The organism is Actinoplanes sp. NPDC023714 (genome assembly GCF_040639855.1).
Classification (GTDB): Bacteria; Actinomycetota; Actinomycetes; order Mycobacteriales; family Micromonosporaceae; genus Actinoplanes.
Genome location: NZ_JBFAAR010000001.1, coordinates 1,617,121 through 1,638,168, shown reverse-complemented (window position 1 = coordinate 1,638,168; position 21,048 = coordinate 1,617,121). Strand labels below are relative to the sequence as shown.

Annotated in this window: 13 protein-coding genes; 4 read left to right on the top strand and 9 right to left on the bottom strand. The window is 70.5% G+C overall.

Features of this window, described 5'->3' with window-relative positions; genetic code table 11:
* Positions 1 to 51 precede the first annotated feature (51 nt).
* The 3 genes from AB0G10_RS07640 to AB0G10_RS07630 are packed head-to-tail and all read right to left on the bottom strand — an operon-like array spanning position 52 to position 1,867.
* On the bottom strand, positions 52 to 894 hold the full coding sequence (locus tag AB0G10_RS07640) for an NAD(P)H-hydrate dehydratase (protein ID WP_360917871.1): 843 nt from the start codon (positions 892 to 894) through the stop codon (positions 52 to 54).
* Positions 878 to 1,594, bottom strand: a complete 717-nt coding sequence (locus AB0G10_RS07635; protein ID WP_360917870.1) for a histidine phosphatase family protein — start codon at positions 1,592 to 1,594, stop codon at positions 878 to 880. Before AB0G10_RS07635 ends, AB0G10_RS07640 begins: the two co-directional genes overlap by 17 nt.
* Before the next feature lie 51 nt (positions 1,595 to 1,645).
* Positions 1,646 to 1,867 (bottom strand): hypothetical protein, encoded by a 222-nt coding sequence (locus tag AB0G10_RS07630; RefSeq protein WP_360917869.1) that lies wholly within the window; start codon positions 1,865 to 1,867, stop codon positions 1,646 to 1,648.
* A gap of 123 nt (positions 1,868 to 1,990) precedes the next feature.
* Here AB0G10_RS07630 and AB0G10_RS07625 point away from each other — a divergent pair, with 123 nt between their 5' ends.
* Genes AB0G10_RS07625 through AB0G10_RS07615 form a run of 3 tightly spaced genes read left to right on the top strand, consistent with a single transcriptional unit; the run spans position 1,991 to position 7,655 of the window.
* Positions 1,991 to 4,312, top strand: a complete 2,322-nt coding sequence (locus tag AB0G10_RS07625; RefSeq protein ID WP_360917868.1) for a bifunctional diguanylate cyclase/phosphodiesterase — start codon at positions 1,991 to 1,993, stop codon at positions 4,310 to 4,312.
* A gap of 38 nt (positions 4,313 to 4,350) precedes the next feature.
* On the top strand, positions 4,351 to 5,235 hold the full coding sequence (locus AB0G10_RS07620) for a sulfite exporter TauE/SafE family protein (protein WP_360917867.1): 885 nt from the start codon (positions 4,351 to 4,353) through the stop codon (positions 5,233 to 5,235).
* 8 nt (positions 5,236 to 5,243) lie between these two features.
* Entirely contained in the window at positions 5,244 to 7,655 is a 2,412-nt protein-coding gene (locus AB0G10_RS07615) for an EAL domain-containing protein (RefSeq protein ID WP_360917866.1), read from the top strand.
* Here AB0G10_RS07615 and AB0G10_RS07610 read toward each other — a convergent pair.
* The 6 genes from AB0G10_RS07610 to AB0G10_RS07585 form a co-directional block, all read right to left on the bottom strand.
* Positions 7,644 to 8,192 carry a DinB family protein gene (locus AB0G10_RS07610; protein ID WP_360917865.1) on the bottom strand — a complete coding sequence of 183 codons (549 nt, stop codon included), beginning with the start codon at positions 8,190 to 8,192 and terminating at the stop codon, positions 7,644 to 7,646. The two genes, AB0G10_RS07615 and AB0G10_RS07610, sit on opposite strands and share 12 nt — an antisense overlap.
* Before the next feature lie 126 nt (positions 8,193 to 8,318).
* On the bottom strand, positions 8,319 to 13,718 hold the full coding sequence (gene pulA / locus AB0G10_RS07605) for a pullulanase-type alpha-1,6-glucosidase (protein ID WP_360917864.1): 5,400 nt from the start codon (positions 13,716 to 13,718) through the stop codon (positions 8,319 to 8,321).
* Positions 13,719 to 15,509, bottom strand: coding sequence for a glycoside hydrolase family 13 protein (locus AB0G10_RS07600; RefSeq protein WP_360917863.1), 1,791 nt, complete (start codon positions 15,507 to 15,509; stop codon positions 13,719 to 13,721).
* Entirely contained in the window at positions 15,506 to 16,351 is an 846-nt protein-coding gene (locus tag AB0G10_RS07595; RefSeq protein ID WP_360917862.1) for a sugar ABC transporter permease, read from the bottom strand. The genes AB0G10_RS07600 and AB0G10_RS07595 overlap by 4 nt, the downstream gene beginning before the upstream one ends.
* Positions 16,348 to 17,943, bottom strand: coding sequence for an ABC transporter permease subunit (locus AB0G10_RS07590; protein ID WP_360917861.1), 1,596 nt, complete (start codon positions 17,941 to 17,943; stop codon positions 16,348 to 16,350). Before AB0G10_RS07590 ends, AB0G10_RS07595 begins: the two co-directional genes overlap by 4 nt.
* A 5-nt stretch (positions 17,944 to 17,948) precedes the next feature.
* Complete coding sequence (locus tag AB0G10_RS07585; protein WP_360917860.1) at positions 17,949 to 19,211, bottom strand: maltose ABC transporter substrate-binding protein; 1,263 nt, start codon at positions 19,209 to 19,211, stop codon at positions 17,949 to 17,951.
* 183 nt (positions 19,212 to 19,394) lie between these two features.
* On the opposite strand from AB0G10_RS07585, the gene AB0G10_RS07580 reads away from it, so the two are divergent.
* A complete protein-coding gene (locus AB0G10_RS07580) occupies positions 19,395 to 20,444 on the top strand; it encodes a LacI family DNA-binding transcriptional regulator (RefSeq protein ID WP_360917859.1) in 1,050 nt (349 codons plus the stop codon).
* Positions 20,445 to 21,048 lie beyond the last annotated feature (604 nt).

Here is a 21,048-nt window from a genome sequence, read left to right as displayed (position 1 = left end):
TCGACTCCTTCCCATCGAGGTGTGACACTCTCGTCACAGGGCGTACCCGCTTCAGACCGATGCAATCGTGGATGCCACCTCGTCCACCAGTTCGCGGGCCAGGAAGCCGACCCGGCCGTACCGCGGGGCCAGCCGGCGGCCGCTCATCGCGTGCACGTAGGCGGCCCAGCACGCGGCCTGCGCCGGTTCCGCGCCCCGGGCCAGCAGGCCGGCCACGATGCCGGAGCGCACGTCGCCGCTGCCCGAGGTGCCGAGCCCGGTGTCGCCGCTCTCCTCCCGCCAGGCCCCGCCGTCCGGATCCGCGACGTGGCCGTAGACCGAGACCACCGCGCGGTAGCGTCCGGCCATCTCACGGGCCGCGCCCGCCAGATCGTCGCCGGGATCCCGGCCGAGCATGATCCCGGCCTCCTTGATGTTCGGGGTGAGGACGGCACGGCGTTCCCGGAGCAGCTGCGGCTCCTTGCTGAGCGCGCCGAGGGCGTACGCGTCGAGGACCACCGCGGCGCCGGTCCCGGTCTCCCCCAGCACCCTGCGCATCAGCTCGATCGTGCGGTCGATGTCGTCGAGTCCGGGGCCGAGCAGGATCACGTCGGCCTCCCGGGCCAGCTCCAGGACCTCGTCCGGTTCCTTGCCGCCCGAGTGCCCGATGACCAGCGCCTCCGGAACCGCGATGCTCAGCGCCACGGCCGACTCCTCGGCGACGGCGAGCTGCAGCTTCCCCGCTCCCGCCCGCAACGCGGCCACCCCGGCGAGAAGAACAGCCCCGGGGGTACGCCGCGCGCCCCCGATGACCAGCACCGTCCCGCGGGACTCCTTGTCACCCCGCGGGCCGGGCAGGGGCCAGTCCCCGAGGAGCGCCGGGGTGACCACCCGCTCCTCAGACGGGCTCGGCATTGACGTCCTCCTGCCGGGTCGGCTCGGCGTCCGCGCGGTGCAGGTGGTCGACCGCGTTGAACAGCTCCGGCACGAGCCGGTCGCCGTCGCGCTTCCAGCTGCTCACCGAGCAGTTCGCGATCGTGGTGGCGTGCGCGAGCTCCATGAGGTCCTGTTCCAGCAGGTGCTCGGCGAGGTAGCGGACCATCAGCACGGTGGCCTCGTGCGCGAAGAGCACCACCCGGCCGTGCGGGTGGTCCTCGCGGACCTCCCGGAGCAGGGCGCGCAGCCGCAGCAGCACGTCGGCCCAGGACTCGCCGCCCGGTGGCCGGTAGTAGAACTTGCCGTGCCGGGCCCGCCGCTTCGCCTCCTCGGGCAGCCGGGCCTGCACGCCGCGCGCGGTGAGCAGGTCGAGGACGCCCAGCTCCCGGTCGCGCAGCCGCTCGTCGACGACGAACGGGACGTCCAGGCCGGCCAGCGCGATCTCGGCGGTCTGCCGGGTGCGCAGGTACGGCGAGACGATCGCGAGGTCCGGCCGGTGCTCGCGGAGGAACCTCCCGACCGCCTCGGCCTGCTCGCGTCCGGTGTCGGAGAGCGGCACGTCGGCGTCCCGCTCCGGAATGTCGATGATCTCGGCGCCGCCGGTCTCGGCGTCCTGGGCGGTGACGTTGCCGGTGCTCAGCCCGTGCCGGACGACGGCCAGCCAGTCCAGTTGCTCCATGCGAACGGCCTTACCCGGAATCGCCCGGCCGTAGCCCCCCGCCCGGAGATCTCAGGCCGGGGCGCAGGCGGTGATGGCGCGGGCCTGGCCGAGCAGGTGGTCGCGGGTCTGCACCAGTTCCTCGATCGCGGCGCGCATCGACTCGGTGCCGCGCACGTCGCCGGCCAGGTCGTGGAGCGTCATGAGCACGTCGATGTTGGCGGTCATCTGGCCGGCCGCCGCGGTGAGCCGGCGGACCATCTCCTTGCGGGTGAGCGACAGCAGTGGGTCCACGGGCACCTCCGGAGGCGGGCGGCCGGCGGCCGCGATCGAGCGGTCTCATCGGTCGCCGGGGCATGACCCTGAGAGGTCGGCCATTTCTTTCAGCCCCGATCCGATACGTCCGATGTTCCTGTCATGCCTTTCCGGAGTCGCCGCCCGCTCGACGTCCCGTTCGTGGCGTCGTCCGGCCTCTTCGCGTTCACGCTGGTCTGGTTCGCGATCGGGCTGGTCCACGCCTCGCCGTACCCGATCATCGGCTGGCTCGCGCTGCCGCTCGTCGCGCTGTCCAGCACGTACGAATGCTGGCGCGCCTCACGGACCGCCCACCTGGACGTGGCGACCCGGAAGTTCTGGGAGCGGCTCGCGATCGCCTGCGCGTTCCTGATCCCCGCCGCCGTCAGCAACATCGCCGACGCGTTCGGCGACGCGGCGAACCCACAGGTCATCGGGCTGCGCACCCAGCTGCTCATGGGCGCCGCCCTCGCCATGATCCTCTGGGCGCTGTTGCGCCTGCCGACCTGGCACCGAAGCCGCGGCGACTGGATCCGCTTCGGCCTGGACACCGGGATCGTGCTGCTCACCGGCAGCGTCCTGGTCTGGCACTTCATGCTGGGGCAGGCCGACCTCGCCGCCACGTCGAGCGCCACGCCGGGGTCGGTGGCCGGGGTCATCCTGATCGCCGGCGTCTCGCTGATCACCATCCTGAAGGTGTCGTTCGCCGGCGCCGGCGGCCTGAACCGGCGTTCGCTGCACGCGCTCTCGGTCGGCATCGGCCTGGCCGCCGCGACCGGCCTGCTCACGCCGATCCTGGTCGGCAAGCCGCACCTCGCGACCAGCCTGCTGGCGTTCCCGCTCTCCCAGTTCGCGACCACGGTGGCGGCCCGCCTCCAGCGGACCGCCGGGCCCGCCGCGCCGGCCGGCAGGCGCGCGCGGCGCCGGTTCAGCCTCATTCCGTACGTCGCGGTGGCGCTGCTCTACGGCGTCCTGCTCAAGGTCGAGATCCCGCGGGGCGGGCCGGAGGCCATCATGGCGTACGCGGTCACCGGCCTCACCCTGCTCGTGGTGCTGCGCCAGATCACCACGCTGCGCGACAACAGCCGCCTGCTGGACACCGTCGACGCCAACTTGGAGCAGCTCCGCGCGTACCAGAAGCAGCTGGACCACCAGGTCACGCACGACTCGCTCACCGGGATCAGCAATCGCTCGGCCTGGTCCGGGGAGATCGAGAACCGGCTGGCCGGCGGCGAGCCGTTCGTGGTGGCCCTGCTCGACCTCGACGACTTCAAGGTGATCAACGACCGGTTCGGGCACCACACCGGCGACGCGCTGCTGCAGACGCTCAGCCGGCGCCTGCGCGAGGGCCTGCGCCCGGAGGACACCGTGGCCCGGCTCGGCGGCGACGAGTTCACCCTGCTCCTGCCCGGCCTGGACGAGGACGGCACCGAGGAGATGCTGCGCCGCCTGCTGGCCGGGGTGCAGCGCCCGGTCGTCATCGACGGGCACGATCTCACGCCCCGGATCAGCGCCGGCGTCACCGCGAGCCGGCCCGAGGACAGCGCCGGCGAGGTGCTGCGCCGCGCCGACGTGGCGATGTACGCCGCCAAGCGCGCCGGCGGCGGCCGGTGGACCTGGTTCGACACCGTCATGGACCAGCTCGCCGACAGCGACGCCCGGCTCGGCGCCGACCTGCGCCAGGCCGTCGCCCGGGACGAGCTGTTCCTGGTCTACCAGCCGATCGTGGAGCTGCCGCACGGCCGGCTCAGCGGCGTCGAGGCGCTGGTCCGCTGGCGGCACCCGGAGCACGGCCTGATCTCCCCCGGCATCTTCATCCCGCTCGCCGAGAGCAACGGGCAGATCGTCGAGGTGGGCCGGTGGATCCTCGGCGAGGTGGTCCGGCAGACCGCCGAGTGGGCCCGGGAGTACGGCGACGACGCCCCGGAGAAGGTCAGCGTCAACGTCTCCGCCCGGCAGCTCAGCGAGCCCGGCTTCCCGGCCGAGATGGCGGCGCTGCTCGAACGGCACGGCCTCGACCCGTCCCGGCTCGTCGTCGAGGTGACCGAGACGGCGGTGCTCGGCACCGACGTCGCCCTGGAGGCCATCTGGTCGCTGCACGAGATGGGTCTGAAGATCGCGCTGGACGACTTCGGCACCGGCCAGTCGTCGCTGCGCCTGCTCGTCGACTGCCCGGTCAGCTGGCTGAAGGTGGACAAGTCGTTCGTCGACGGGGTGACCGTCGCGAGCCCGCAGGCGGTGATCGTGGACGGCCTCATCGGGATCACCGAGGGCCTCCGGATGCAGGCGGTGGCCGAGGGCGTGGAGACCGCCGAGCAGGCGGAACGGCTGCACCGGGCGGGCTACCGGTTCGCCCAGGGCTACCACTTCGCGCGCCCCATGCCGGGCGCCGACATCGGGCTGCTGCTCAGCATGCGGGAAACTCGACTAACTCAACTGAATTAGTAGACAAAGCGGGGATTCATCGCGCAGACTTGCCCGCCATGGACCCGGTAATGGCGCTCGCCGGCTTGGGCGTCGGCATCATCGTGGGGCTGACCGGCATGGGCGGCGGCGCGCTGATGACCCCCGTACTCGTGCTGCTCTTCGGGGTGCACCCGGTCGCGGCGATCTCCAGCGACCTGGCCGCCAGCGCGATCATGAAGCCGTTCGGCGGGTGGGTGCACGCCCGCCGCGGGACGGTCAACTGGCGGCTGGTCGGCTGGCTCTGCGCCGGCAGCGTGCCCAGCGCGTTCGCCGGCGCCCTGCTGCTGAAGTCGTTCGGCAGCGACGAGAGCATCCAGCACGCCGTCAAGATCGCCCTGGGCGTGGCCCTGCTGCTGGCCGTCGCCGGCATGCTGCTCAAGGCGTGGACGAGCCGGCGCAACGCGGACGGGCCGGCCGCCGCGATCACGGTCCGGCCGATGCCCACCCTGATCGTCGGCGTGCTGGGCGGTCTCGTGGTCGGCCTCACCTCGGTCGGCTCCGGCTCGCTGATCATCGTGGCCCTGCTCGCGCTCTATCCGAAGCTGCGCGCCAACGACCTGGTCGGCACCGACCTGGTGCAGGCCGTCCCGCTGGTGGCCTCGGCGGCCCTCGGTCACGCGATCTTCGGGGACCTCCAGCTCGACATCGCCGGCGCGGTCATCCTCGGTTCCATCCCGGGCGTGCTGATCGGCTCCCGGATCTCCTCGCGGGCGCCCGGCGGCCTGGTCCGCAGTGCGCTGATCATCGTGCTGCTGGCCAGCGCCCTCAAGCTCTTCGACGTGCCCACCACGGCGGTCGGTGTGATCACCGGCGTGGCCGTCCTGGTGGCGATCGGCATCGGAATCCGCCCGAAACGCACAGCCGTCGCAAACGACTCAATCCTGGAGGATGCCCGCCGATAGGTGGGTTGATGAACGTCCGGCAGAAGCTCCTCGGCGGGTACCTGGTGGTGGCGCTCCTGCTGGCCGCCACCGCGCTGGTCGCCTGGCGGGCCGACAACGCGTCCGCCGAGCGGGCCGCCGCCGACGAGGCGAAGCAGGTGGCCCTCGGCATCGCCGCCGACATCGGCAACGGCCTGCCCATCGACACGCCCGGCGAGATCCCGATCCCGCTGTACTACAGCCAGACCGCGCTCGACAACTACCTCCAGCGGATGCACGAGACCCAGCGCCGCGACCTCGTGGTCGTCGACAGCGGCAAGTACATCCTCGGCGACGTGGTCCCGGAGAACATCGGCACGACGTTCGACCACGACCCCGGCAACGAGGTCGGCAAGACCATCGCCGACGGTGTGCCGCGCGTCTTCGTGGAGGTGAGCGAGGACTACCCGGACGGCATCAAGCAGGTCGTCGTGCCGATGCGCAGCGCCGTGGGCGCCTCGCTCGGCGCCGTCGTCCTCGAGTACACCCCGCTCTACGACCAGATGATGGCCGGCGCCCGGCAGGCCCAGACGATCATGCTGACCGCCTCGGCGATCGCCATCCTGCTGGTGCTGGTCGTCGGCTTCGGGGTGGCCGGCTCGGTCACCCGCCGGATCACCGCGCTCACCGGGGCGGTCCGCACCATCCGCAGCGGCGACTACTCGCACCGGATGCCGGCCGGCGGCCGCGACGAGATCGGCACGCTCTCCCGCGCCTTCAACGCGATGGCCGAGCAGCTCGAGCGCTCGGCCCGGGAGATCCTCGCGAAGGAGTACACCGACAGCATCCTGGCGAACGCGGGCGAGGGCATCTGCGGCGTCGACGCCGCCGGCCGGATCGCGTTCGCGAACGAGGCGGCCGGCCGGATCACCGGCGTCGGCGTCACCGGCCTGCTCCAGCGGGAGGCCACCACGCTGCTCCCGGACGCGACCGGCGGGCTCGCCGTGGGCACCCGGGAGGGCCGGTTGCAGCGTCCGGACGGCACCTCGGTCCGGGTCGAGTACACGGTCAGCGCGATCGAGAAGGACGAGCGGCCGATCGGCGCCGTCGTGGTGTTGCGCGACGTGAGCCGGCAGCGGGCCCTCGAGTACGACCTCCGGCACCAGGCGCTGCACGACGGGCTGACCGGGCTGCCGAACCGCAAGCTGCTGCTGGACCGGCTGGAGCACGCGATCGCCCGCTCCCGCGCCTCCGGCGAGGAGATCGCGGTGCTCTACCTCGACCTGGACGGGTTCAAGCGGGTCAACGACAGTCTCGGGCACAACGCCGGCGACACCCTGCTGCGGACCGCCGCGGAGCGCCTCGCCGGGGTGCTGCGCTCGCACGACACGGTGGCCCGGCTCGGCGGCGACGAGTTCGCGGTGCTGCTCGAGGACGCCGGCCCGGCGGTCGTCGAGCCGCTGGCCCGGGCCTGCCTGGACGTCCTGGCCCGGCCGTTCCTGCTGCATCACCGGGAGGCCGTCGTGACGGTCAGCATCGGCGTGGTGCCGGACGCCGCCCAGTACACCGACGCCGACGAGGTGCTGCGCAACGCCGACGTGGCGATGTACGCCGCCAAGGACCAGGGCAAGAACCGGTTCATGGTCTTCGAGACCCGGATGCACGAGCAGCTGCTCAGCCGCCTCGACCAGGAGGCCCGGCTGCGCGAGGCGGTGAGCCGGGGCGAGCTGCGCCTCTATCTGCAGCCGGTGGCCGGGGTGCCGGACGGCCGGATGCACGGCGCCGAGGCGCTGGTCCGCTGGCAGGACCCGCAGCGCGGCCTGCAGCAGCCCGGCTCCTTCATCTCGCTCGCCGAGGAGACCGGGATGATCATCGAGATCGACCGGTGGATCCTGCGGGAGGCGTGCCGGGTGGTCCGCCAGTGGCAGGACCTCAGCCCGCAGACCGCGCCGGCGTTCGTGAGCGTCAACCTCTCCGCCGCCCACCTGGAGCTGCCCGACCTCACCGAGCAGGTGGCGATCGCGCTGGACGAGACCGGCCTGTCCCCGCACTGCCTGGTGCTGGAGCTGACCGAGACGGTGCTGATGCGCGACGTCGCGGTCACCTCGGCCCGGCTCGAGGAGATGCGCCGGCTGGGCGTCAAGATCGCGATCGACGACTTCGGGACCGGGTACTCGTCGCTCGGTTACCTGCGCGACATCCCGGTCGACGTCCTCAAGATCGACCGCTCGTTCATCAACGGGCTGGCCGGCAACGGCCGGCAGCAGGAGCTGGTGAGCGCCGTGATCCAGCTCGGGCATACGCTCGGCCTGCGAGTGGTGGCCGAGGGGGTCGAGGACGACGACCAGCTCGCGCTGCTCACGGTGATGGGGTGCCGGTTCGCGCAGGGCTACCACCTGGGGCGGCCGGAGCCGGCCGCCTCCCTGTACGAACGACTCAACGACCGAGCCCTAACGGCGTAGGTAGAGGTCACGCAGCAGGGCGATCTCCGCCCCGTGGTGGATCACTTCGCGGTTGATGTGCATGATCAGGGCGGCCATGGTGTCGTCGCCGTAGCCCTCCTCGCCGCTCGGCCGCAGCAGGCCGTCCTCGCCGAGCGCGGCGACGCCGGCCGTCCACGCGGCGTACCCGGCGTCGAGCTGGGCCAGCGCGCCGGCGGCGGTGCCCGCGTACTCGTGGCGCAGGTAGTCCATCGGCGCGCCGTGGAAGTGCCGGGCCACGCGGACGCCGAGCACCCCCACGATGATGTGCCCGAGACGCCAGGCGATCGTGGTGACCGGCGCCGGGTCGGGCGCCGGGTACGCCCAGTCGATCAGCATGTCACCGCCGCCGGCCGACATCCGGGCGCTGCTGGTTCCGCGCGGCCGCACACTCCACATGTCCGGCGCCGGCTCCCAGAAGTATTCGTCGTCGGTCAACCCCTCGAGCCGGGGACGCAGCCGGCTCCGCCAGTGCTGGTCGAGCTGCTGGCGCAGTTGCAGGTTCCAGTCTGAGCCCATGAGCACGACCCTAGCGATCCGTACCCCGGGATTTTTCGGATTTCCGGCCGTGAGGTCATCGGGAAACGGAGCGGCCACCGCCCACCCGGGCTGAACGGGTGGACGGTGGCCGCGCTCGGGGTGGGGTCAGCTCTGGACGAAGACCGCCACGGTGCGGGCCGGAACGGTCAGCGTGCCACTCGCCGGGGCGAACGACGCGGTCCGGACCAGCGGGTCGGCCGACTGCTGCTGGATCGGGTGCAGCGCGACCTTCTTCCCGGCCAGGGCCGCGACCTTCTGCGTGGCGGCCTGCGGGGTGGCGTTGAAGACCACCGTCACCGACTTCCACCTCGGGTCGACGCCACGGCCGTCGAGCGTCATCGTGATCACGCCGGGCGTCTCGTTCGCGCCCGAGAGCGGGAACGACAGGCGCTGCTGCACCTGCGACGCGGTCGGCAGGCCGAAGACCGGCGACGACTTCCGGATCCTCAGCAGTTCCCGGTACCGGCTGTCGGCCAGGTCGATCGCCTCGCAGGACGGGACCAGGGCCGGGTCGGCGAGCAGCGGCTTCGCGTAGGCGTACTTCGCCTCGTTGTCCGGCTTGGGCGGCAGGCCCTTGCCGAAGCCGTTGCCCTTCGAGCAGTCCCAGATGATCTCGTTGAACCAGTCACCGGAGTTGTACGAGTTCCGGTCCAGCGACTTCGAGCGCAGGCGCTCGCTGCCGGTGGTCACGAAGCCCACGCCCTGGCCGAGCACCGTGGTGGCGAGGGCCACCGACTGCGCCCGGGCCCGCTCGACAGCCGTGGTGGCCTGCGGCAGCTTGAAGGCGAGGGAGTCGTAGAGGATCTCGTTGTCGTGCGCGTCGACGTAGGTGATCGCCTCACCGGGCGCGGCGTTGTAGCCGGCCGGCGAGCCGTTGTAGTCGACCTGCGACCCGGTGACCGTGCTGCCCGACGAGTCGGTGAAGCGATAACCGGCGAGGTTGCCGCTCAGACCGACCTTGATCAGGTCCTGGTAGTGCAGCAGGCGCGCCCGCTGCTCCGCCTCCGTGCCGTTCGCCGGGTCCCCGTTCGGCGCGGTGAGCAGGCCGGACGCGAAGCCCTGGATCCGCGGGTTCTCGTCGAACGGGCCGCCGCCGCGGACCGCGTCCCGGAGCCGGTCGTTGAACGTGCCGATCCCGGTGCCGGCCAGCTCGGTCTGCGAGGCCTGCACGAAGCGGGCGTTGTTCGCGACCTCGCCGAAGTTCCAGCCCTCGCCGTAGACGTAGATGCTCTTCCCGTCCACGCCGTCCTTGGCGAGGGTGAGCCTGTCCAGCGCCTTCCGGACCGCCAGGATGTTCTCCTTCGGGTGGTGGCCCATCAGGTCGAAGCGGAAGCCGTCGACCTTGTACGCCTTGGCCCAGGTCACGATCGAGTCGACCACGAGCTTGCCCATCATCGCGTTCTCCGGCGCGGTGTTGGAGCAGCAGGTGGAGTTGGCGACCGAGCCGTCCTCGAGAAGACGCTGGTAGTAGCCGGGGACGATCTGGTCGAGCACCGACTTGCTGTCGGTGCCGGACGCCGACGTGTGGTTGTAGACGACGTCCATCACCACGCGCAGGCCGGCCTGGTTGACCCCGCTCACCATGGAGCGGAACTCCCGGGTGCGCTGGGCCGGGTCGGTCGCGTAACCGCCCTCGGGGACCGTGTAGTGCAGCGGGTCGTATCCCCAGTTGTAGCCGTCGGTGGCGGCGATCTTCTCGATGCAGGCCTGCTGCTCCTCCGAGTCCGGCGGGTACGACGCCAGGTCGCAGGGCGGCTGGGCCTGGTCGGCCCGCTTCTCCGGGATGGTGGCGAAGTCGAACGCCGGGAGCAGGTGCAGGTGGGTCACACCGGCGTCGGCGAGCGCCTTGAGGTGCTTCATCCCGGCCGTCCGCGGAGACGTGAAGGCCGAGAAGGTGCCCCGGGAAGCGGCCGGGACCGTGGTGTCGGCGATCGAGAAGTCCCGGACCGAGAGCTCCGAGATCTGGATCTTCGCGGGCGCCACCGCCGGCGGCTTGCGGAGCCGGTCCCATCCCGCCGGCTTCTGCAAGTCCAGCGAGGTGAAGACGCTGTGCGTGGAGTCGGCGGTCAGGGCCAGGGAGTAGGGGTCGGTGACCGACGCCGTGACCACCTGGCGGGTGGCGGGCTGCCAGGCCGTGACCCGGAATTTGTAGACGTCGCCGGACTTGAGGCCGCGGGCCGACCAGACGCCGGTGCGGTCGTCGCGGGTCATCCTCCGGACGTCGGCGGCGCCGCCGGCGTAGACCTCGAGCTCGACGTTCCGGGCGGTCGGCGCCCACACCGAGACGCGGTCGCCGACCGGGCCGAGCTCGGCCTTCGTGGCCGCGGCATAGACGTCGTCGAGCACGCCGGACAGCTGCACGCCGGTGGCCGAGAGCAGCTTGCCCGCAGCGTCCCGCTCGGTCACCACGACCTGGCTCTTCAGGATCCCGGCGACGTCCTTCTCGGTGAGCGTGAAGGCGCCGTACTGCCAGAGGTGCGGGAACTTCTCCCGCTGGGCCTCGGTGAGCCCGTCGCGCCGCGCGGAGAGACGGACGCTCTCGTACGCGCCGGTCAGCTCGCCGTTCTCCACGCCGATCCCGCCGGCCGGGGCGTGGACCAGGTCGTAGACCTTGCCGTCGGTGCCCGCGCCGACCGGCTCCAGGGTGTCCCCGGTGCTGGTCTTCCAGGCCACCGTGCCGCGGTCGATCCAGACCGCCCGCGACTTGGTCACGTCGATCTCGCCGGCCCCGGCCACGGTCTTCACCAGCGGCAGGAGACGGGTCTCCTGGCCGCTGAGCAGCCACACCTCGCGCCCGGCCTTGCCGAAGTCGAGCGACTGGTCGGTGGGCAGGTCCTTGGTGTCGCCGCTGTGGATGATGTAGCTCAGCGAGGTCGCCCCCGCCGCGAGCGGCACCTCGAAGACCGCGCCGTACGAGTCCATCCGGGCGGGCGCCAGCGGGCTCGCCCAGTCGGTCGGGTTCGCCGCGCCCTCCCAGACGTGCAGGCCCCAGCCGTCGTAGTTCCCGTCGGCCTTGCGCCAGTGGATGATCGCCTTGCTCTCGTCCTGCGCCGGATCGGGCCGGCCGGTGGCGGCCTCGCGGGTCGGGTACACGGCGGCGTCGCCCTGCTTGATCCAGATCTCCGGATTCTGGGTGACGTCGATGGTCCGGTCGGCGTCGGTGTCCTTCACGCCGTCGTCGCCCACCACGATGAACCCGACGCTCTTCGCGCCCGGCTTGAGCTTCACGTAGGCGAAGCGGCCGTAGGAGTCCTCGCCGACGAACGGCTGGCCGTCCGGCCAGGTCGTCGACATGGACGGGTCGACGTCGCCCCAGACGTAGAGGTTCTGGTCGTCGTAGCCACCGGCCGGGCGCTGGTAGTGGACGACCGCGTAGCCCGCGGTGGTGGAGGTCGCCTCGGGGGTGCCCACCGTGATCCTGCTGGTGGACGACGCGAGCCGGCCCTTGCTGTCACGCACCACTGCCTTGTACCGCACCTCGGTGCCGCCCGCCAGCCCGGTCAGGTCGTGGTAGACCCGATAGGGGGCCTTGTCGGCGGTGCCGACCAGCTTCCACGGGCCGCCCGCGACCTGGGCCGCGAAGGTGACCGTGGCGAGCGGGTCGCCGGTGGTCTCGGCGACCAGTTCGGTGCGGGTGGGGACGCTGTCCCCGGCGGCCGGCTTCGTGATGGTGACGGTCGGGGCCGCGGCCGGAGCCGGAAGCGATTTGTCCGCTTTGAGCACCACGGCGGAAAGAGCGGGAACGGTGATCGCGAGCTTGCCATCAACCGCCTGAGATGTCGTATTCATCCCATAGATACCCTTAAAAGAGCCGGCTGACGCGACCGGGAACGTCGCCGCCTGCGGAGTCGTCGCGTTGTTGACCGCCACGACGTACTCGAGACGCTTCGCCGTGTCGATCCGGGACGCCGCGAAGACGCCCTGGCCCTCGGCCGCGTACCGGGTGACCTGCACGCCGTTCACCAGCGCCGGGTTCGCCTTGCGCAGCTTCCCCAGGTCGGCGATGGTCCGGTAGAGCGGGTGCCGCGTGTCGTAGTTGTCCACCGCGTGGGTGCGGTCGGTGCCGATCAGGTCGTCGTCGAGGTAGTCCGCCGACTTGGTGGCGAACAGGTCCTGACGGGCGTCCTTGTCGCCGCCCGGCCCGGTGAAGCCCTGCTCGTCGCCGGAGTAGACGACCGGCTGGCCCCGGGTCAGGAACATCAGCTCGTGGGCGAGCTGGTCCCGCTTGAGCTGGGTGTCGGCGGTCGCGGCGGCCGCGATGAAGGAGCCGATCCGGCCCATGTCGTGGTTGCCGAGGAAGGTCGGCAGCCGGTCCGCGCCGGTGTCCCGGGCCGTGTAGAGGTCGTCCTTCGCGTACAGATCGGAGAGGGACGACGCCGGGCTCGCGCCGGTCACGAAACCGCGCGCCGCCTCCTGGAAGGAGAAGTCGAGGGTGGCCGGCAGGCCGCCCTCGCGGACGTACGCCGACTGGATCTCCTGGTCGGCGCTGTAGACCTCGCCGAACATGAAGAAGTCCTTGCCGGCCGCCTTCTCGATGCCCTGGGCGAACTGCGGCCAGAACTCCATGTTGGTGTGCTTCACGGTGTCGAGGCGGTAGCCGTCGATCCCGGTGCTCTTCACCCAGTCGGCGTAGATCTTCGTCATGCCCCTGACCACTTCCGGACGCTCGGTCCAGAGGTCGTCGAGGCCGTAGAAATCGCCGTACTCGCTGTTCTCACCGGCGAACGTGGAGTTGCCCCGGTTGTGGTACATGGTCACGTCGTTGAGCCAGGCCGGCGTCTTCGCCTTCTTGTCCGCCGCGGACGGGAAGATCGGCGTGTACGGGAACGACGTGGCGTCCGTGGAAGGGAACGAGGACCCGGACGCGTAGTTGGCGTCCTCGAAGGGCTGGCCCTCGGTGTCCGTGTACGGCGACGTCTCCTTGTCGACGTACGTGTACTCGTTCTCCTCGTACTGGATCACGTCCGCCGTGTGGTTGACGATGATGTCCAGGAAGATCTTCATGCCGCGCTGGTGAGCGAGCTTCACCAGCTTCTTCAGGTCGGCGTTCGTACCGAAGTGCGGGTCGACCTGGGTGAAGTCGGTGATCCAGTAACCGTGATATCCGGCGGAGACGTCGTCCCCCGTACCCTGCACGGGGTTGTTCTTGAAGACCGGCGCGAGCCAGATGGCAGTGGTGCCCAGCCCCTGGATGTAGTCGAGGCGGTCGATCACGCCCTTCAGGTCACCGCCGTGATAGAAGCCCTTGTCAGCGGGGTCGTATCCGGTGGAGAGCCGGTCGCCCCGGAGGCCGCCCCGGTCGTTGGACCTGTCGCCGTTGGCGAACCGGTCCGGCAGCACGAAGTAGTACTGCTCGTTCGCGGCGGGCTGGTCGGAGCCCCAGTTGGCGATGACAGCGGCGCTCGGTTCGGTGTTCTTCGAGGGCGCGGCGGACGCCGGCACCGCTATGAGCGGGAGCAGGAGGCCGAGGAGAGCAGCTCCCAGCCGTCGTTTTCGAGGTGCCACTTAACAACCCTTCGGGTTCTGGCGGACGGACCACACCTGGAAGGTAGGTCCATCACCATCGATTTCGAAAGATCCGTCGGCGCCGGCCTTGAGGGGCTCGGCGCCGCCGTACAGGTTGTCGCCCCACGCGTGCGGGACGAGTCCGGTCACACGCACCGGAGGACCGGGCGCCCGCCGCGCCGCCACCAGCACGGTGTCGTCGGCGGTCTCCCGGAGGTGGACCAGCACATCGCCGGCGGCGTGTGCCCAGCGCAGGCCACCCTCGCGCAGCGCCGGCGTGTCGTGCCGCAGCCGCGCCAGGGCGCGATATCGCGCCAGCGTCCGCATGTCCCAGCCGTCGGTCTCGTTCCAGGGCATCGGCGTACGGGAGTGCTCGCCGTTCACGCCGGTCAGGCCGAGCTCGTCACCCGCGAAGATCATCGGGGTGCCGGGGAGGGTGAAGAGCAGCCCGGCCGCGACCTCGTGCCGGTCCGCCCCGCCGACCACCGACCGGATCCGCGGGGTGTCGTGCGAGCCCAGGATCTGCCACGAGTGGGTCATCGCCCGCCAGGACGTCTGCGCCGCGAACGCCGTCATGGTCGCGACCAGGTCGCCCGCGTCCCGGAACGGGATCTCCCCGGGCACGCCCAGGAAGTCCGCGAACGGCAGCTCGCCGGCGCGCAGCCAGCTCCACACCGGGCGGGTGAACCCGGCGTAGTTCATGGTGCCCTGCCAGCCGTCCGCGTCCAGGTCACGGGTGGAGTCGTGGCCGTGCTCGGCCACCAGCATCGCGTCCGGGCGCACCTGCCGGACGGCCCGGTGCAGCAGCGCCGCGACCTCGTGGGTCCAGTCGTCGGCGGCCCGGCGCCCGGTCATGTTCGCGACGTCGATGCGCCAGCCGTCCAGCGCGAACGGGTGGGTGAGCCAGTGCTGGGCGTTCTCCCGGAATCGCCGGCGCAACTCCGCGCTGCCCCAGTTCAGCTTCGGCAGGCTGGGGACGCCGAGCCAGGACTCGTAGCCCTCATCGGAGAAGTAGTAGAAATCCGGCTCGGTCCGGAACCACTCGTGCGCGTCGCCGGTGTGGTTGGTGGTGAGGTCGCCGATCAGCCGCATCCCGCGCGCGTGCACCGCCTCGCTGAGCCGCATCAGCGCCCGGTCGCCGCCGAGCAGCGGGTCGACGGCGCCGAAGTCCGTGCCGTCGTACCGGTGGTTCGAGCGGGACGGGAAGAACGGCGTGAGATAGAGGGTGTTCGCGCCCAGGCCGGCCACGTGGTCGAGGTGCTCGGCGATCCCGTCGAGGTCGCCGCCGTACAGCTGGGTGGCGGCGAGCGGGCCGGAGCCCTCGACCGGGGTGTCCCAGTCGCAGCGCACCGCCCAGTCAGGGGTCGGCCGCTCGGCGGCGGCCGCCGAGCGGGCGAACCGGTCCGGGAAGATCTGATAGATGATCGCGTCCCGGGACCAGGCCGGCGGCGGCGCGTGCGCCACCAGCCGGAAGTCCGTGGCGTCCGGCAGGTCGTGCGCGGTGAGACCCCAGCCGGTGAGCCAGCGGACCGCGCCGGTCGCGGTCCGGATCAGGAATCGGTACGGGGTGACCGGGTTGCGCACCTCGATCTCGGCGCGCCACCACTCCCCGCCGGCGTCGCGCCTGTCGATCGTGGCCGAGGTGAAGACCGGTTCCCCGTCCCGTACGGATCGGGCATGGATCCTGGAGATCCTGGTCCCGGACGTGACCCGGACGAAGACGGTGACGATCTCCCCGAGCGCGGGCTCCGGGTTCGAGACGTACAACCCGGAGCCGTCGTGATGGATCATCCCTTCACCGCGCCCGCGCTCAGACCCTCCACGATGTAGCGCTGCAGGTACATGAAGACGCCCACGGTCGGGATGGCGGTCAGCAGGGTGCCGGCGCAGAACACCCCGAAGTTGGTGTCCCGCTCCCCCGCCACCAGGCCGTAGAGGCCGACCGCCAGGGTCTTCGACTCGCTGTCGGTGAGGAAGACGTTCGCGATCAGGAACTCGTTCATCGTGCCGATGAAGGCGAGCAGGCCGGTCACCGCGAGGATCGGCGCCACGAGCGGCAGCAGGATCTTGAAGAAGATCTCGGCGTGGGTGGCGCCGTCGACGACGGCCGACTCGTCGAGCTCCTTCGGGATGGTGTCGTAGAAGCCCTTCATGAGCCAGGTGTTCACGCCGAGCGCGCCGCCGAGGTAGAGCAGGATCATGCCCCACCAGGTGTTGAACCCGAACGCCGGCCACAGGTCGGTGATCGTGGAGAACATCAGGAAGATCGCCACGACCGCGAGGAACTGCGGGAACATCTGGATCAGCAGCAGCGACATCAGGCCGACGCGCCGGCCCGCGAACCGGCGGCGGCTGAACGCGTACGCCGCGAGCGCCGAGAGGAAGACCGACGCCGCCGCGGCGAGGGCCGCGATCACCACCGAGTTGAGGAACCAGTGCCCGAAGTTCGTGTCCCGGAAGAGCTTCGTGAAGTTCTCCCCGGACGCGCCGCTCGGCACCAGCGTGCTCGACGAGAGCGTGCCCTGCGGGTTGATCGCGGCCGAGAGGACGAAGAGCAGCGGGCCCAGCGCGAACACCAGCCCGAGCAGGCCGACCAGGTGGCGCCAGCCGACCTGCTTGATCCAGCGCGTCACGAGTAGACCTCCTCCAACTGCCGGGTCCGGCGGAAGCTGATCGTGGAGATGGTCGCGACGATCAGGAAGATGAAGATCGAGATGGCGGCCGCGAATCCGTACTGCGCGCCGGAGCCGCCGAAGGCGAGCCGGTAGGTGTACGTGATCAGCAGGTCCGTCGCGCCGTTCGTGGTGTTCTCGGCCGGGAACGGCGCGCCCTCGGTGGTCAGCCAGATCGCGTTGAAGTTGTTGAAGTTGAACGCGAACGACGAGATCAGCAGCGGGGTCAGCGGGATCATCAGCAGCGGCAGCGTGACGCTCTTGAAGCTCTGCCAGACGCCCGCGCCGTCCACCTTCGTGGCGTCCAGCAGCTCACCCGGGATGGCCTGCAGCGCACCCGTGCTGACCAGGAACATGTACGGGTATCCCAGCCAGAGCTGCACCAGGATCACCGCGAGCCGGGCCGAGGCCGTGCCGCCGAACCAGTCGACGTCGGTCCCGAACAGGTTGTTGATCAGGCCGAAGTCGGTGTTGAACATGTCCCGCCAGACCAGCAGCATCGCGAACGACGGCATGGCGTAGGGCAGGACCAGCAGGATCCGGTAGAGGTTGCGGCCCTTCACCCTGCTCGAATGCAGGGCCAGGGCGATGAACAGGCCCAGGACGAACGTGAAGCCCGTCGATCCGAGCGCGAAGGCGAAATTCCAGACAAGGGTACGGAGGAACGGCCCGGAGATGGTGTCGTCGGTCAGCGCGCGGGTGAAGTTGTCGAACCCGACACCGACCTTCCAGCCCTGGGCCAGGCGCTCGCCGCCGGCCGCCACGAAAGCGCCGACGCTCTCGTCCGCCTTCCACGACTCGCCGGTGGCGGTGTCCCGGATGCTGTCCGAGGTCACGTCGTAGACCCGGCCGGCCTTGCCCTCGTACGCCCGGGAGAGGCCCGCCGACCGGATCGCGCCGCCCGCCGTGGGGACGGTGAACTCGGTGATCTCCTGGCTGCGGGCGCTGGCCTGGCCGGCGTTGAGCACGGTGTAGCCGGCCGCCGCGCTGATGTCGCCGGCAGGTTTCAGCCCCTTCGCGTCACCGATCGAGACCACCTTGGTGACCGGGTCGGTGACCAGGAAAACGATCGGGCCGGTGGCCGGGTCGCCCTTCGTCGCGATCTTGAGGGCGTACTCGGTGGAGCCCGGGACCCGGGTGACCGACGCCGTCTGGATCGCGACGATGGCGTCCTGCTTGCTGCCCCGGTGCCCGTCGCCGAAGTTGGTGAACGCCGTGCTCGCGGTGTAGAGCACCGGGAACAACTGGAAGATCACCAGGAACAGCGTGCCGGGCACGAGGTACTTCGCCGGGATGTGCCGCGGCGACAGGTAGAGGTAGAGGATGGCCGCGGTGGTCGCGACCAGCAGTCCGAGACCGAGCCAGTGCTCCTCGGCGACCAGGGGGAAGGCCGCCCAGACCGCGAAAGCGGTGACCAGGCCGAGCAGCACGATCTTGACGAAGAGGCCGGTCAGGCTGGTGTTTCTGGTCTTCTCGTGGGGCTGCGGCTCGGAGGGCGCCGCTTCGTTGACGGGGAGGGCCCGCCGCGCGGGCCCTCCGAGCTTTGTCGTCATCTTCTCTACTTGATCGAGCCGGAGATCGTCTTGCCGGCGGCGGTGACCGTCTTCTCGGCGTCCGCGCCACCGATGACGGCGGCCTCGGCCTTGCCGAACGGGTCCCAGATGGCGGCCATCTCCGGGATCGCGGGCAGCGGCACGGCGTTCTTGCCGGCGTCGACCCACTTCGCGAGGTCCGCGTCCGCGCCCTTGACCTGGTCCAGGGCGGCGGTCAGCGCCGGCGGGCGCGGCTCGGCGTCGTAGAGCGCGACGGCGAGCTCCGGGGTGGTCACGTAGTTGGTGACGAACTCCTGGGCCAGCGCCTTGTTCTTGCCCTTCGCCGCGACGTAGAAGGACTGCACGCCCAGGAACGGGGTGGCCTCCTTGCCGCCCTTGAAGCCGGGGACCGGGCTGATGTCGTACTTGAGGTTCGCCTTCTTCACGTCGGTGACGGCCCACGGGCCGGAGACCAGGTAGGCGCACTTCTTGCCGGTGAACGTGGCGATCGAGTTCTCCGGGGTGATCGAGCGCTTGAACGCGCCGTCGCCCTTCTCGCCGAGCGCGCCGAGCTTCTTGAACGCCTCGACCGACTCCGGCTTGCCGACGCCCAGGTCGGCGGCGTCGTAGTCGCCGGCCGCGTTCGTGCCGAACAGGTAGCCGCCGGCCGAGCTGTAGAACGGGTACGAGTGGTAGGCGTCGCCGTTCTGCCCGACCTGGAGGCAGAGGATCTCCGAGACCTTCTTGTCGGCCTTGAGCTTCTTGCCGGTCGCGACCAGGTCCTCCACCGTGGCCGGGGCCTCGGGCGCCAGCTCGGTGTTGCGGATCAGGCCGAGGTTCTCGGTGGCGTAGGGGACGCCGTAGGTCTGGCCGTTGAAGGTGACCGCCTTGATCGCGTTGGCGGCGATGCCGTTCTTCTGCTCGTCGCTGAGCTGCACCGGGTCGATGGCGCCGTTCTGCACCAGGTTGCCGATCCAGTCGTGCGCGCCGACCATGACGTCCGGGCCGCTGCCCTGCTGGGAGGCGGTCAGGAAGGTGGTCTGCTGGTCCTTCGAGATGGCCTGGACCTTGACGGTCACGCCGTTCTCGGTGCCGAACTTCTCGGCGAACGGCTTGAGGGCCGCGGACCGCTTGTCGTCGGCCCAGATCACCAGCTCGCCCGAGGCCGCCGCTCCTGCCGCCGAGGGGGCGTCGCTCGCCGTGTCCTTGCTGTCGTTGCTGCCACATGCGGCGGTGCCGACCAGGGCGACCGCGCAGACCGCGATCACACCCGCAGTTCGGATGCGCATCGATGAGCTCCTGTCATGAGGGATTTCGAAAGAAGATCCGGTGCGGGGCACAGTTCGCCCCTTGCTTCCCGGGAAAGATCGATAAGGTGTCGTCCTTGTTGCGGGGACGTTAGCAAGCACTTGCAGTCAATGGAAGAGCTTGCACAGCGACGGCCGGTAACAGGACCGCACTACAGTGACAACATGCGTGCACGGATGGCGGACATCGCCAGGCAAGCCCAGGTCAGCGAGGCGACGGTCTCTCGCGTCATCAACGACCGCCCCGGCGTATCCGCTGAGACCCGGCAGGCGGTCCTCACCGCCCTCGACGTGCTCGGCTACGAGCGCCCCGAGCGGTTGCGCAAGCGCAGCGCCGGCCTGGTCGGCCTGGTCGTCCCCGAGCTGGACAACCCGATCTTCCCGGCGTTCGCCCAGGTCATCGAGTCGACGCTGGCGCAGCAGGGCTACACGCCGGTGCTCTGCACCCAGTCACCGGGCGGCGTCACCGAGGACGAATACGTGGAGATGCTGCTCGACCGCCAGGTCAGCGGGATCATCTTCGTCTCCGGCCTGCACGCCGACACCACCTCCGACCACGAGCGCTACCTGCGCCTGCTGGCCCGGCCGCTGCCGATCGTGCTGGTCAACGGGCACACCGGGGGCATCGACGCGCCGTTCGTCTCCTGCGACGAGCAGCTCGCCGGCGACCTGGCCGTCAGCCACCTGGTGGCGCTCGGGCACCGCCGGATCGGCATGATCTCCGGTCCGCACCGGTTCACCGCCGTGCAGCGCAAGCTCGCCGGATACCGCTCCGCCATGCAGCGGCTCACGAACGTCTCCAGCTCCGATGTGGACAGCCTGGTCGAGCTCACCCTGTTCGGCGTGGAGGGCGGCGAGGTCGCGGCGGACCGGCTGCTCGCGAAGGGCGCCACCGGCATCGTCTGCGGCTCCGACCTGATGGCGCTCGGCGCGATCCGGGCGGCCCGGCGGCGCGGGCTCGACGTGCCCGGTGACGTGTCGGTGATCGGTTTCGACGACTCGCCGCTGATGGCTTTCACCGAGCCGCCGCTCACCACCCTCCGGCAGCCGGTCGCGGCCATGGCGGTGGCGGCCGTACGCTCGCTGGTGGACGACATCAACGGGCACGGCGCGCCCAGGTCGGAATACCTCTTCCGGCCCGAGCTGGTGGTTCGCAGCTCCACGGCGGTGGCGCCGGTGCCCCGCAAGATTCCGGCCGACACCCCCGCCGCCTGATGATTTCCGCTGCAACTTCTTGCACGTGATGCCGCCTTTCCGCGCTGTCACGTGCAAGAGAGCGTGTTCTCCGCCTCTTCCGGGTGGGCGATGACGGCTCTTGCGCGCACTTGCAGTCCCGTTCCCGGCGGCTTTCGGGCAGTGCGTGCAAGTCCCTGCGCAAGCCCTCCCGGACGGCAGGGCATTCCGGTCGCTTTCCGTGCCGCAACGAGGTCAATCCTGCCGTCACCATGCCAAGTGATACATCTCACAATCACGCTGCTGGCATGGTCAAATCTGGATTTTCCGGACAGCTCTCCCCGTAGTTGTCAGCAAGCCAATTTCAGATGCCGCAAACACCAGCGGCCCTCCCCTGAACGCCCCGCCAACCGGACGTCACGAGACCGACCTCGCCAAGCGGTCATCGAGCAGTCAACCTCGCCGGGCCGCTATCACACGATCAGCACCCGCCGGGGCGGTCATCGCGCGGTCAGCACCCGCCGGGGCGGTCATCGCGCGGTCAGCACCCGCCGGGGCGGTCATCGCGCGGTCAGCACCGCCAGGCGGCTATCGCGCGGTCAACCTCGTCAGGTCACGGAGAAGCTCGGGAGACTTCGATCAGCGC

What these genes read in the sequence shown, in the direction of transcription:
- AB0G10_RS07600 (WP_360917863.1), bottom strand. Translation starts at nt 15,509, where the DNA reads ATGATCCATCACGACGGCTCCGGGTTGTACGTCTCGAACCCGGAGCCC.
- AB0G10_RS07620 (WP_360917867.1), top strand. Translation starts at nt 4,351, where the DNA reads ATGGACCCGGTAATGGCGCTCGCCGGCTTGGGCGTCGGCATCATCGTG.
- AB0G10_RS07635 (WP_360917870.1), bottom strand. Translation starts at nt 1,594, where the DNA reads ATGGAGCAACTGGACTGGCTGGCCGTCGTCCGGCACGGGCTGAGCACC.
- AB0G10_RS07615 (WP_360917866.1), top strand. Translation starts at nt 5,244, where the DNA reads ATGAACGTCCGGCAGAAGCTCCTCGGCGGGTACCTGGTGGTGGCGCTC.
- AB0G10_RS07585 (WP_360917860.1), bottom strand. Translation starts at nt 19,211, where the DNA reads ATGCGCATCCGAACTGCGGGTGTGATCGCGGTCTGCGCGGTCGCCCTG.
- AB0G10_RS07610 (WP_360917865.1), bottom strand. Translation starts at nt 8,192, where the DNA reads ATGGGCTCAGACTGGAACCTGCAACTGCGCCAGCAGCTCGACCAGCAC.
- AB0G10_RS07640 (WP_360917871.1), bottom strand. Translation starts at nt 894, where the DNA reads ATGCCGAGCCCGTCTGAGGAGCGGGTGGTCACCCCGGCGCTCCTCGGG.
- AB0G10_RS07580 (WP_360917859.1), top strand. Translation starts at nt 19,395, where the DNA reads ATGCGTGCACGGATGGCGGACATCGCCAGGCAAGCCCAGGTCAGCGAG.
- AB0G10_RS07625 (WP_360917868.1), top strand. Translation starts at nt 1,991, where the DNA reads ATGCCTTTCCGGAGTCGCCGCCCGCTCGACGTCCCGTTCGTGGCGTCG.
- AB0G10_RS07590 (WP_360917861.1), bottom strand. Translation starts at nt 17,943, where the DNA reads ATGACGACAAAGCTCGGAGGGCCCGCGCGGCGGGCCCTCCCCGTCAAC.